General features: G+C 71.9%; 11 protein-coding genes and 1 pseudogene. 6 read left to right on the top strand and 6 right to left on the bottom strand.

Annotated features, from left to right (window positions below; all coding sequences use genetic code 11):
- From ACFVUH_RS15095 to ACFVUH_RS15080, 4 genes and pseudogenes are all read left to right on the top strand, one after another.
- A pseudogene (locus ACFVUH_RS15095) lies at positions 1 to 441 on the top strand (cell division protein FtsK); the annotation flags it as partial.
- On the top strand, positions 438 to 740 hold the full coding sequence (locus ACFVUH_RS15090) for a hypothetical protein (RefSeq protein ID WP_387913573.1): 303 nt from the start codon (positions 438 to 440) through the stop codon (positions 738 to 740). The pseudogene ACFVUH_RS15095 and the gene ACFVUH_RS15090, both read left to right, overlap by 4 nt.
- Positions 741 to 892: 152 nt before the next feature.
- Entirely contained in the window at positions 893 to 2371 is a 1479-nt protein-coding gene (locus ACFVUH_RS15085) for a replication initiator (protein WP_387913572.1), read from the top strand.
- Positions 2361 to 2777 (top strand): hypothetical protein, encoded by a 417-nt coding sequence (locus tag ACFVUH_RS15080; protein WP_387913570.1) that lies wholly within the window; start codon positions 2361 to 2363, stop codon positions 2775 to 2777. The genes ACFVUH_RS15085 and ACFVUH_RS15080 overlap by 11 nt, the downstream gene beginning before the upstream one ends.
- Before the next feature lie 54 nt (positions 2778 to 2831).
- On the opposite strand, the gene ACFVUH_RS15075 is transcribed toward ACFVUH_RS15080, so the two are convergent.
- The 5 genes from ACFVUH_RS15075 to ACFVUH_RS15055 form a co-directional block, all read right to left on the bottom strand.
- Positions 2832 to 4346 (bottom strand): recombinase family protein, encoded by a 1515-nt coding sequence (locus ACFVUH_RS15075; protein ID WP_387913569.1) that lies wholly within the window; start codon positions 4344 to 4346, stop codon positions 2832 to 2834.
- 371 nt (positions 4347 to 4717) lie between these two features.
- Positions 4718 to 5275, bottom strand: a complete 558-nt coding sequence (locus ACFVUH_RS15070; RefSeq protein ID WP_387913567.1) for a GNAT family N-acetyltransferase — start codon at positions 5273 to 5275, stop codon at positions 4718 to 4720.
- Between the two features lie 110 nt (positions 5276 to 5385).
- On the bottom strand, positions 5386 to 6078 hold the full coding sequence (locus tag ACFVUH_RS15065; protein WP_387913565.1) for a transglycosylase SLT domain-containing protein: 693 nt from the start codon (positions 6076 to 6078) through the stop codon (positions 5386 to 5388).
- A 634-nt stretch (positions 6079 to 6712) separates the two neighbouring features.
- Complete coding sequence (locus ACFVUH_RS15060; RefSeq protein WP_387913564.1) at positions 6713 to 7600, bottom strand: EI24 domain-containing protein; 888 nt, start codon at positions 7598 to 7600, stop codon at positions 6713 to 6715.
- A 195-nt stretch (positions 7601 to 7795) separates the two neighbouring features.
- A complete protein-coding gene (locus tag ACFVUH_RS15055) occupies positions 7796 to 9238 on the bottom strand; it encodes an amino acid permease (RefSeq protein WP_387913563.1) in 1443 nt (480 codons plus the stop codon).
- Positions 9239 to 9505: 267 nt separating this feature from the next.
- Here ACFVUH_RS15055 and ACFVUH_RS15050 point away from each other — a divergent pair, with 267 nt between their 5' ends.
- Positions 9506 to 10789, top strand: a complete 1284-nt coding sequence (locus tag ACFVUH_RS15050) for a metallophosphoesterase (protein WP_387913585.1) — start codon at positions 9506 to 9508, stop codon at positions 10787 to 10789.
- On the opposite strand, the gene ACFVUH_RS15045 is transcribed toward ACFVUH_RS15050, so the two are convergent.
- Positions 10764 to 11012, bottom strand: a complete 249-nt coding sequence (locus ACFVUH_RS15045; protein WP_387913561.1) for a hypothetical protein — start codon at positions 11010 to 11012, stop codon at positions 10764 to 10766. The two genes, ACFVUH_RS15050 and ACFVUH_RS15045, sit on opposite strands and share 26 nt — an antisense overlap.
- Before the next feature lie 195 nt (positions 11013 to 11207).
- On the opposite strand from ACFVUH_RS15045, the gene ACFVUH_RS15040 reads away from it, so the two are divergent.
- Complete coding sequence (locus tag ACFVUH_RS15040) at positions 11208 to 12170, top strand: Ku protein (RefSeq protein WP_387913560.1); 963 nt, start codon at positions 11208 to 11210, stop codon at positions 12168 to 12170.
- The last annotated feature ends 5 nt before the right edge of the window (positions 12171 to 12175 follow it).

The raw sequence follows: 12175 nt of genomic DNA, 5'->3' as shown, positions 1-12175 counted from the left end.
GAGGTTGCCGAGTTGTACCTGACGGCGACCAGCGCGGACAAGGCGGAGGTGTCGCGGGTGGCGACGGCGCTGCTGCGTCTGGGGCAGCTCGGGGCGGCGCTGGGCGTGCACCTGGTCATCGCCGGCCAGCGGTTCGGCTCCGACCTCGGTCCGAGTGCGACATCGTTGCGGGCGCAGTTGGCGGGGCGGGTGTGCTTTCGGGTCGCTGACAAGGGCACGGCGGAGATGACCCTGGGTGACCTCGACCCTGGCGCGGTGGACGCGGTGCAGGCGATCCCGCTCTCGATGCCCGGTGTCGCGGTGGCTTACGGTGCGGCTGGCGGCGGTTGGATGCGGGCCCGCTCCCACCTGGTGACCCCGGAGCAGGCGCAGGAGACTGCGCGGCGGTTCGCCCATCTGACCCCGGCCGTCGGCCAGTTGTACGCCGGGGGTGCCGCGTGAACTTCGCGATCCCGTTGACGGCGTTCCTGTTCGTGATCGTCGTGATGATGGTCCGCTCGCGTGAGCTGAAGATCTGGCAGGTGATCTTGGTGGCGGTGTTCGGGTTCTTCCTGGCCCGCACCAACCTGGCCGATCCGATCGAGGCGGCGGTGCGGTGGTTCGTCACCGGCCTGACCCACTCCGGCGACCCGTCGACGCCCGTGGTCCCCAACGGCCCGGCCATCACCATTGAACCCGCCGTGCCGCCCGCTGCCCCGCCCGTTGTCCCGCCCGCCGTCGTCGGTCCTCCGACAGCCTGACCCGCCGCCGCCCGCTTCTTTGATCGAACTGGAGTTCCCATGGATCGACCACGACCACAGCCCTCCGCGTCCGCGTCGTCCGTTGCCCTCGGTCATGCCGGGTTCTGCCCGGTGTGGCCGGGGCGGCCCGTCTTTCCCTGGAGCCATCCCCCATGAACAGCGGTCTTCTTGGTGATCCTTCGGCCCGTCTCGCCTACCTCGGTCTGGACGAGCGGCTGCGTGCCCTCAATGAGGTGGACCGGGACTTGGTTCGCCTTGGGCAGATGCCGGGCTTGTCCCGGTGGTTGGAACAGGTGGCGGCGACCGGTGGGTGTGCCCGGCCGGTGTACCTGAGGGGCATGTCGGAGACGTTCGACGTCGTCTCGGGTGAGCTGGTGCGCCGGTACAGCACGGAGGGTGAGCCCGGGGAACGCCTTGCCTTGCGGTGCAGGAACCGTCGTTCCTCGCGGTGCGGGCCGTGCTCGTGGCTGCATCAGGGTGACAGCTGGCACCTGGTGCACGCCGGTCTCGCCGGAGGCAAGGGTGTGCCGGCGGAGGTGCGTTCGCACCCGACGGTGTTCCTGACGCTGACGGCGCCGTCCTTCGGCCGGGTCCACCGTGCGGGCCGCTGCCACCCGCAGCGCCCTGGGCTCTGCGCTCATGGGCAGGCGTTGGGGTGCGGGCGGGTCCATCCGGAGAACGGCGCTCTCGTGGGTGGGCCGTTGTGTGTGGAGTGCTACGACTACCCGGGGCACGTGCTGTGGAACGTCCACGCGGGGGCGTTGTGGAAGGCCTTCACCGACAACGTGTATCACCACTTGGCGGCGCTGGCCGGGGTGGGCCGGTCGGCGGTTCGGCGCTTGGTGCGGGTGTCGGCGGTCAAGGTGGCGGAGTACCAACGCCGTGGCGTCGTGCACTTCCACGCGGTTGTTCGCCTCGACGGCCCGGCCGGCCCGGCTGACTGGCCGCCCTCGTGGGCAACGGCTGGTGTCCTGGTGGAGGCGGTCCGTACGGCGGTCGGGGCGGTCGCGCTGACGGCTCCGGCCTCGGCGGCCTACGGGGAGCGGCGGCTCCGGTTCGGCGTGCAGGTGGATGTGCACGAACTCCGCGGTGAGGTGGATTCCCCGGAGACGGGTGAACGGGTGGCCGCTTACGTGGCGAAGTACACCACGAAGGGTGCTGAGGCTGCGGGCGCGGTCGACCGGCGGGTGACGAGTGCGGCGGAGATCCGGCTTCTGCGGGTGTCGGCGCACATGCGGGCGCTGGTCGGGGCCTGCTGGCGGCTGGGTGGTCTGCCGGAGTTGGCGCACCTGCGGTTGAGGGCCTGGGCTCACATGCTCGGCTTCCGGGGTCACTGTCTGACCAAGACCCGGTCCTACTCGACGACGTACCGCAGTTTGCGGGCGGAGCGGGGGGACTATGTCCGTGGTGCGCCTGCTCCCGAGGGTGAGGTGACCGTGGGCTCCTGGCGGTTCGCCGGAACAGGGCACCGGCCCGGGGAGGCTCTGATCGCTGAGCAGATCGCCGCTGACCTTGAGCGGACCCGAGAGATCACCCGCGACCACCTGCCCCCAGGGTGGGTGGGTGGGGCGCGGAGAGAGCCCCCAGGGGCTGACACGGCGGGGCACACGGGGGTGGATCATGGAGGGTGAGGTGGTGGGGCGCGCCTCGGCCCTCGTCCGTGGCGATCAGGCGCTCTGGCATATCTCCGATCTGACGGCGGCTTCGGCCGCAGAGGTGGTTGGTCTGCTCGGCGGCGTACCGTGCGAGGGCTCGGCCGGCTGGGACGTGGTCACGGCTTCAGCAAGGCTGCGAGCGGAGGTGATCGCGGCCGATGACAATCGACTGCGGTTCTGCCTGGCTGGAGCGACGGGGTTGGGTCCGTTCGAACTTCGGCTTTCTCCTTGGGGGCTGGCCGGCGTTCTCGGCGATCGAGCAGCCAGGCTTCTGGCGGTCCTTCCTGTGGCGGTGCACCTCTCCTTGAAGGTGGCTGAGTTCACCACCCTGACCGGTCGGATGGTGCGGCTGGCTGCGCCACTTCTGGAACTGGCCGTGTGAACAAGAGAGGGGCCCCGCCGGATACATTGATCGCGGGGCACCCCTCGCTGTGTGCTAGGAAGCGAAGCTGTACGGGTTGTTTCCGGTGATCACCAGCCGGTTCTTGGCGCCCCGGGGGTTGAGTACCACCTGAACGCCAAACTCGGCCAGCAACTCGCGCTTTGCCACGTCATCACTGGCCACCTGCCATACATCGGCAATGCGGCGGCCGGTCGGCATCATCCGCATGCCCGGCTCACGATCGGGAAGGGCTGCAAGCTCCTTGATCTGCTCGCCGAGCTGCCGGTTGCGCTCGTAGAACCACGCCTCCCGCTCCGGGTCGTCGTAGACGCCGGCCTCGCGGTCCTTCAGCAAGCGATTGCGATCCGCCTTGAGCGTTACGATCTGTGCTGCGAAGCCGGTGCCCGGGTCATAAATCCGCTTCACCTCCTCCAAGTCCCCGTAGGTATTCAGGAACCATTCCTCAGAACGGCTGTCCATCTGGTGGAGGGCCATCGTGGGTGCGGGCCTGCAAGCTTGGCTCTGCGGTAGACCTCGGACACGTCCGGTGCAGCCGTAGGCGACTGCCCCCTTCTGTCCGACGGTGTACAGCCGGGTGGCGCAGTTCCCGCAGGTGGACAGACCCGACATCCGGCGGACGCTCTTCGGCGCGCGCGTACGGTTACCCTTCGGGGCGGTTTTGGCGACCAGCGCGTTGTGGGTGGCCTGATCCCACAGGGGCTCCGCCAGTCGCACCGGACGGCCGTTCGGCCCCAGGACCGGCCTGCCCCCGTGCATGAGGTAGCCCAAGGCTGCTTCGCTGGTAAGGATCTTGAGGAGGCTCTTGGGGACCCAAGGGGCCCCATTCGGCTTACGGCCGTACAGCTCCGCTCGTCGGTCACTCGGTGACGGAATCCTGTTCCGGCTGAGTCGTGCTGCCTCCGTGGTGTAAGTGATCATGCCGGTCTCGTCCGACAGGATCCGCTTCGCCACATCGCGAATGATCTCCGCCGCGATGGGGTCGATCTCGACGTGATCGACCTTGCCCATGGGGACCAGCCGGATGTACAAGTAGCCGTACGAGGGCATCTGCTTGGGCTGGCCGGCCTCGCGAGCCCGAACGGTCTCCTCGCGGTTGCGCTTCTGGATCGCCCGTAGCTCCAACTGCGATCCCCAAGCCTTGAGCATCCAGTCGTTCTCCTGGTTGGGGTCGCTGAAATCCCAGATGCCGTCATGATCGCCGGTCACGATCAAGCGGCCCTGCTCGGTCAAGAGCGCTTGCGTGTTGAGTACGCACCGCACGTTGCGTCCGATGCGGTCCACGGTGGCGGCTGCGGTCCCCGAATACGGACCCATCTCGCCCCGGAGCCACGGACCGAGTTGCGGTCGCGTCATGGGGTCCGTGGCGCCGGACACCTCCCAGTCATCAGCCCAGCCGATGACGTGCCCTCCCACCGATGCGACGGTCCGTAGGATCTGGCTCTGCTGCCTCTCCGGGCTGCTCGTCTTGTCGGTCTTCCTGCTGAGCCGACGTGCCCCCACGAAGCACAACCCGCACCCGTCGTACTCGGTCGTCGTCACAGTCTCCATGACACATCCGTTCTATGGATTACGGAAGTGCCTGAGCAGCGAGTCCAGGCAGTCCGCCAGCTGTTTCTGCTGGTCATAGGCGGGGATCACGACGCTGATCAGGGGTGAGGGCATGACGCGGGAGCGTAGGAGCGCCTGCGGACGGTCGCAAAGCCCTGACGGTCCGTAGGTCGGGCAATACCCATCAAATCGTACGGACGTACGCCATATCTTCACCGGCTGCCCCGGGCGCGTCCACGTCACGACGTCCGTTCCGACGCACGCCCCGGCGCGCGCCGCGCCCGGCAGGCGGGCAGGCAGGCAGGAGGTGTCACCACGGCGGGACGCGGACGGAGGCGGGCCTTGGAACAGCCGGCGCGGCCGGGGGTCGTTCAGACCGCGTGGGCAGCCGCCGTCCTGGCCCCGGCGGGTATCTCGGCCAGCTCGCGGACGTACCGGTCGAGCGGGATCCCGGGTGGCTCCGGCAGGTGTCCGACGTACCGGAAGCCGGCCCGCCGGGCCACGGCCGCCGAGGCGAGGTTCTCCGGGTCGACCCGGATCACGCCCTCGCGCGCGCCCTCCTGCACGGCGTACCCGCACACCAGGCGCACCGCCCTGGTCACCAGTCCCCGCCCGCGCCAGGCCGGGTAGAGGCCGTACGCGATGTTGACCTGCCCCGGGCCGAGGCACGGCATCGCGAAGCGCAGGTCTATCGTGCCCGCCAGCACCGGCTCCGGCCCGGTCCGGATCCCGAACACCCGGGCCGGCCCCCGGTACACCCACTGCGCGGTGCACCGCCGCACGTACTCCTCGACGCCCGCGCGGGTGCTCGGCCCGCCGTTCAGCCACCGCACCAGCAGCGCGTCCTCGCCGGCCAGGTGCGCGTCGATGTCCGCCGGCCCGAACGGCGTGAGCGTGACGACCCCGTCGGAGAGCCTCACATGATCCATGGGCTCCACTCTTCCGCCCGGGAGGCGTCCGGGGCCATCAGGATTTCGGCCAGGAACGCCGCCGGCCCGCAGGCCGGTGGCCTGCAGGCCCGGGGGAGTGGAAGGGCGGATCAGTACCAGTGGTGCGACTGCCAGAACGCCCAGGCGCCGCACGGGCTGCCGTAGCGGGAGTTCATGTAGTTCAGGCCCCACTTGATCTGGGTGACCGGGTTGGTGCGCCAGTCGGCGCCGGCCGAGGCCATCTTGGAGCCGGGCAGCGCCTGGACCAGGCCGTACGCGCCCGAGGAGGGGTTGGTGGCGGTGACGTTCCAGCTGCTCTCGCGGGACACGATGTTGTTGAAGCACTGGAGCTGGCCGGCCGGCACGATCTGGGCGGCGATCTCGCGCGGGCTGCCGGAGTAGGACGGCTTGCTGTTCAGGGTGGAGCGCTCCTGGGAGCGGGAGGCGGCGGCCTCGGCGTCGGCCCTGGCCTTCGCGTCCGCCTGGGCCTTCGCCTGGGCCTCGGCCTGCGCCTGCGCGGCGGCCTGTGCCTGGGCGGCGGCGTCCGCCTCGGCCTGGGCCTGCGCGGCAGCGGCGGCGGCCTGGGCGTCGGCCTGGGCCTGGGCGTCCGCCTGTGCCTGCGCCGCGGCGGCCTGCGCGTCCGCCGAGGTGTCGCCGGCGGTGCCGACCACCGCGGCGGCGGGGGCCTCGGCGACCGCGGTCCCGCTGTCCGGGATGGCGAGGGCGGCGGTGGCCGCGCTCGCCACCACCAGCGTGGTGATGCCGGTGATCAGCGAGTTGCGGCGGGCATGGCTGAGCTGCATGGAGCGGACGATCCTTTTCCGTCGGGGTGCCGTCGGGGGCTCCGTCGGAGCCCCGACGGCCGTCGGGGCGTGCCGGCCCCGGGCGGGGCGGTGGCACGGGCGCCGGGCATCGTGCGGGGCCGGCTCGGGGGAGCGGCCCGCGGCGGCGTACGGGACGGCCGTGGTGCGTGCCCCGGTACGGCCGTGGTGCGTGCCCCGGTACGGAGGGCGGGGCGGGACGGGAAACGCGGCGGGGGAACCGGCCGCGCTGCCTGGCGACGGGCCATTCTTGGCAGAGCCCGGCACGGGCGGCAAAGCCGTCCGCTACGACGGGCGGTAGTGGAGCGAGCGGCCGGAACGGCGAAGCGCCCGGCCGAGGGCGGGCGCTTCGTAGGGATATGTCCGTTTTTAGGGATGGCGGGGCGGATCGCGGCGATCGTCGGCGAACAGGCGGCCCGAACCGGCCCGCCGCCTGCGTTCTTCCGGCCCGCCGCCGCCCGGCCGGCCGCACCGCCACCTGGCGGAGGGCGCCCCGCGGACCCCCGGCGGCGCCCCGCCGCGCGGGCGTCCACTATCGGCGGCAGTAGACCGCCCGGCCCCTGTGGGGGGCCTCACACGCGGACGGGGCCGGGCCCGACGCAGGGTGACGGTCCGGTCACGCGCCCCGGTACGGGTTGGGCTCCACCGGCTGCGGGGCGCCGGCGTACGGGTTGCCCGCCACGGGCCGCAACGCGTGGTACTCCGGCAGCTCCGGGACGGCCTCCGCCTCCGGCCCCTGCTCGTCGTCCTCGCCCGCCGGCCCGGCCTCCACCGGCACCAGGTCGCGGGCCAGCAGGGTGGCACCGGCCACCGCGCCCGGCATGGCGAGCACCGTCACCAGCGGGACCAGGAACCCCAGCACCAGCGGCACGCCGAAGCCGAGGGCCAGCCCGAGCCGCCCGCGCAGCAGCCGCAGCCGCTCGCGCTGCGGCACCCCGCGCCGCTGCAGCGCGACCGAGGTCAGCTCCAGGGTGAGGAAGAAGCCGGAGACCGCGAAGCCCAGCACCGGCACCACGGTCTGCCCGACCACCGGGATGAACCCGGCCGCGAACAGCAGGACGCCGAAGCCGCCGGCCCGCACCAGGACGAAGAGGCTGTCCCGGGCCGCCACCACCAGCTCGCGCCAGAGCGGCACCTCCGCCGGGGCCGGTGCGCCGCCCTCGGTCTCGTCGACCTTCGCGCACAGCTCCTCGTAGAACGGCTGGCCGACCAGCAGCGTGACCGCGGTGAAGGTGAGCAGGGACAGCAGCAGCCCGCCGACGAAGAGCAGCGCGGCGAGCGTGGTGCGGACCAGGTCCTGCCAGAGCGAGGACCAGGAGTCGGCGAACGGGGTGGCCCACTCGGCGATGGACCCGGCCCAGCCGCCGAGGAGGAACAGCGCCACCGCGTAGCCGGCCAGCGTGATCAGCGCCGGGATCATCCCGAACGCCCACCAGCGGCCGTGCCGCCCCACCCACTTCTGGCCCTTGGCCAGGTACCCCGTCCCCGCCGCAAGATCTCGCATGAGGGGAAAGGGTAGGGGCTGCGGGGTCGCCGGATCATGTCCGGCCCGTCACGGAACGGCACCGGAAGGGGCTGGGGAACAGGGACGGCACCGGAAGGGGCCGGGGAACGGGGGCGGCACCGGACACGGGCCGGGCCCGGGAGCCTCCGCAACGGCTCCCGGGCCCGGTCTCCGCGGACGGTACCGCGCGCCGGCTCAGGATGCCGACGCCACCGCCGCGGCCCGCCGCCGGCGGCCCACCACGGCCGACGCCGCCAGCACGATGCCCGCGGCGACCAGCGACAGGTACATCTGCTTCCGACCGTCGGCGTCGGTGAACATGTACGACACCACGAACCCGATCATGCCGATCGCGGTCCAGGTGAGGTACGGGTACAGCCACATCCGGACGGTCAGCCGCTCCGGGCACTCGCGCTCGATGATCCGGCGCATCCGGAGCTGGGAGAAGCAGATCACGAGCCACACGAAGAGCGCCACCGCGCCGGACGAGTTCAGCAGGAAGGCGAAGACGGTGTCGGGCGAGGTGTAGTTGAAGAACACCGCCACGAAGCCGAACACCACCGAGGAGAGGATCGCCACCCGCGGCACGCCGCGCTTGGTCACCGTCGCGAAGGCCTTCGGCGCGTCGCCGCGCTGCCCCAGCGAGAAGGCCATCCGGGAGGCGGTGTACATGCCCGAGTTGAGGCAGGACAGCACGGCCGTCAGCACGATCACGTCCATCACCCGGCCGGCGCCCGGGATGCCCACGTGCTCCAGCACCGCGACGTAGGGGCTGCCCTTGACGGCGGCGGAGTCCCACGGCAGCAGCGTCACCACGAGCAGGATCGAGCCGAGGTAGAAGATCCCGATCCGCCAGATGACGCTGTTGGTCGCCTTGCTGACCGCCTTCTCCGGGTCCTCCGACTCACCGGCGGCCAGGGTGACGATCTCGCTGCCCATGAAGGCGAAGACCACGGTCAGCATGCCGGTGAACACCGCGCCCACCCCGTGCGGCAGGAAGCCGCCGTGGCCGGTCAGATTGGAGGCGCCGACCGCGTGGGTGCCCGGCAGCACGCCGAACACGGCCAGCGTGCCGATCACCAGGAAGGCGGCGATCGCCACCACCTTGATCCCGGCGAACCAGAACTCGAACTCGCCGTAGGAGGCGACCGAGCCCAGGTTGGTCGCGGTCAGCACGGCCATCACGATCAGCGCGAACGCCCACTGCGGCACGCCCGGCATCCAGCTGTTGAGGATCTTCGCGCCGGCGGTGGCCTCGACGGCCAGCACCACCACCCAGAAGAACCAGTACAGCCAGCCGATGGTGAACCCGGCCCAGCGGCCCAGCGCCCGGTCCGCGTAGGCCGAGAAGGAGCCGCTCTGCGGGTCGGCCGCGGCCATCTCGCCGAGCATCCGCATCACCAGGACGACCAGCACACCGGCCAGCGCGTAGGAGAGCAGGATGCCGGGGCCGGTGGCGGCGATGCCCGCGCCGGAACCGACGAAGAGGCCCGCGCCGATCACGCCGCCGATGGCGATCATCGACAGATGGCGGTTCTTGAGCCCGGCCTTGAGATGGCCGTCGCCGCCGCGGCCGTGCCCGGAGACGGAGGAGCCGGCCGGCGGGGATCCGGCCCGGGTGGTGATGTCCGCACGCATCGTGAGGGTGCCCTGTGCCTTTCCGGCGCGGCCTGACCCTCGGCTCGAACGCCGGAGGGTGGGGGACGGATCCGCGCATTGCGGTGCAACCTAGTCGCTACCTCCGGCTATCGGAACAAGGCGCCGCCAAGTGTTCGGTGAGCGGACGCAAAAGGCCAGGTCAGTGCAGGTGCGACGACCTCGCGGAAAGCTCAAATCTGACGCAGTGGCAGCAAGTTGGGGCCCTCCGGCGGGGTTTGTCAGGCGGCCGTCCATACTTTTCGCGTGATGATCGTCCTTGTGGTGCTCGGCGCCCTCCTCGTCCTGGCCTTACTGGCCGTCGTCCACTGGTACCTCTGGCGCCGGCTGGTGCGCGACGTCTCGGCATCGGGCGGGCTCTGGCGCCGGGCCGGGACGGTGCTCGCCGTCGTCCTGCCGGTGCTCTCGGTCGGCGCGCTGATCGGCGGGAAGGTGTTCCCGATGGCGGTCGAACGCTGGTTCGCCTGGCCGGGCTACCTGTGGCTGCCGGTGCTGCTCTACCTGCTGATCGCGCTCGGCCTCGGCGAACTGCTGCGGCCGCTGCTGCTCCGCCTGCCGACCCGGCGTGCCGTACCGGCCGGCGCGGCCGTGGCGGCCGTCGAGGCCCCGAACACCGCCGACACCACGGTGGGCGCGGAGGCCTCGGAGGCCGCCGAAGCGGCTCCGGCGACGGAGGGTGACGTTCCGTCAAGGCTCGCCGCCCCCTCCCCGGAGCGGCGGCTGTTCGTCGCCCGGGCGGTCGCGATCGGCGCCTCCGGCGCGGCGGCGGCCGTGGTCGGCACCGGCACCTACGGGGTGCTGCGCGGACCCCGGCTCAAGCAGGTCACCGTCCCGCTCGCCAAGCTGCCGGCCCGCGCCCACGGGTACCGGATCGCCGTCGTCAGCGACATCCACCTCGGCCCGATCCTCGGCCGCGCCCACACCCAGCGGATCGTGGACACCATCAACGGCGCGCAGCCCGACCTGATCACCATCGTCGGTGACCTGGTCGACGGCACGGTGCCCGAACTCGGCCGCGACGCCGAACCGTTGGCGCAGCTGCGGGCCCGCGACGGGGCGTACTTCGTGACCGGCAACCACGAGTACATCTCCGGCGCGGCGCCCTGGGTGGACTTCGTCCGCGAGCTGGGCGTCCACCCGCTGCGCAACGCTCGGGTGGAGCTGGGCGGCTTCGACCTCGCCGGCGTCAACGACATCGCCGGGGAGCGGGAGGGCGACGGCCCCGACTTCGGCAGGGCGCTCGGCGACCGCGACCCGGCCCGCACCGCCGTCCTGCTCTCGCACCAGCCGGTCACCATCCACGACGCGGTCCGGCACGGCGTCGACCTCCAGCTCTCCGGTCACACCCACGGCGGGCAGCTCTGGCCGGGCAACCTGATCGCGAAGCTGCCCAACCCCACGGTCGCCGGGCTGGAGCGCTACGGCGACACCCAGCTCTACGTGACGCGCGGCGCCGGGGCCTGGGGGCCGCCGGTCCGAGTCGGCGCGCCGTCCGACATCACCATCGTCACGCTGGCCTCGCTCCAGGCGTGACACACCCCTGGGCCTCGGCGATCTCCAGCAGGACGATCCGCCGCGCGTCCGTCGGCCGCCCGGTGAGCCGGGCGGCCAGGATCGCCGGGATGTCGTCCTCCTGCGAGTACCCGGGCAGCACGGTGACCTCGGTCTGCCGCACCCCCGCCGTGCCGGCCAGCGCGTACCGCACCCGGTACGTCGTCGCGGCCGGCGGCGGGGCCGCTCCGGTGCTCCGTGCCATGCGCCCACCTCCGCCCCCGCCCCTGCGCCGCTACCCGGGCCCCGCCGTCCATTGTCCGCCGGGCCGGCCCGCGAAGGCCGCCCCGGCGGGCATCCTGTGGCCGAACGGGGCAAACCCGGGCAGAGTGGAATCCTCCGGGGCCGGGCGCCCCGGCCAGCGCGAACCGCCGGGACGGCTCCGGGAAGGAGCGACCCCATGCAGACCACCTGGAAGGGGACGATCAGCTTCGGCCTGGTCTCCATCCCCGTCCACCTGTACTCCGCGACGAAGGAGCACGACGTCCCCCTGCACCAGGTGCACGCCAGGGACGGCGGCCGGGTACGCATGAAGCGGTACTGCGAGCAGGAGGAGAAGGAGGTCCCGTACACGGAGATCGCCAAGGGCTACGAGTCGCCGGACGGCCGGACCGTCACCCTCACCGACGAGGACCTCGCGGACCTCCCGCTGCCCAGCAAGAAGATCATCGACGTGCTGGCCTTCGTCGACGAGGGCGAGATCGACCCGCTGATGTTCTCCAAGGCCTACTACGTCGGCGTCGCCGACAAGGCCGCCGCCAAGCCCTACGCGCTGCTGCGCGACGCCCTCGTCGAGTCCGGGCAGATCGCCGTCACCAAGATCGCGCTGCGCACCCGGGAGTCTCCGGCGGTGTTGCGGGTGCACGACGGCACCCTGGTGCTCCAGACCTGCATCTGGCCCGACGAGGTCCGCCCGGCGGCCGGCATCGCGCCCGAGGAACACGTCACGGTGCGGCCGCAGGAGCTGAAGATGGCGCGCTCGCTGATGGAGACGCTGTCCGAGGACTTCGACCTCGACCAGCTGCACGACGACTACCAGCAGGCGCTCCAGCAGGTGATCGAGGCGCGGCTGCAGGGCGTCGAGGTGCCGCACGAGGAGGAGGCGGGAGCGGCGCCGGACAACGTCATCGACCTCATGGAGGCGCTGCGCAGCAGCCTGCGGCAGGCCAAGGACGCCCACCCGGGCCGCACCCGTGCCGAGGAGGCGGAGGACACCGGGGCGGCGGAGGCGTCGGCGGAGACGGCGCCCGCCCCGCGCAAGCGCGCCACGGCGAAGAAGACCACGGCGGCCGGGAAGACCACCAGGGCCGCCGCGAAGAAGACCACGACCCGGAAGTCCGCCACTCCCCGGAAGGCCTCGTGACCTCG

The organism is Kitasatospora sp. NPDC058032, assembly GCF_042885845.1.
Taxonomy (GTDB): Bacteria; Actinomycetota; Actinomycetes; order Streptomycetales; family Streptomycetaceae; genus Kitasatospora.
Note: the sequence above shows the minus strand (reverse complement) of the source record. Positions and strands in the feature narration are given on the sequence as shown.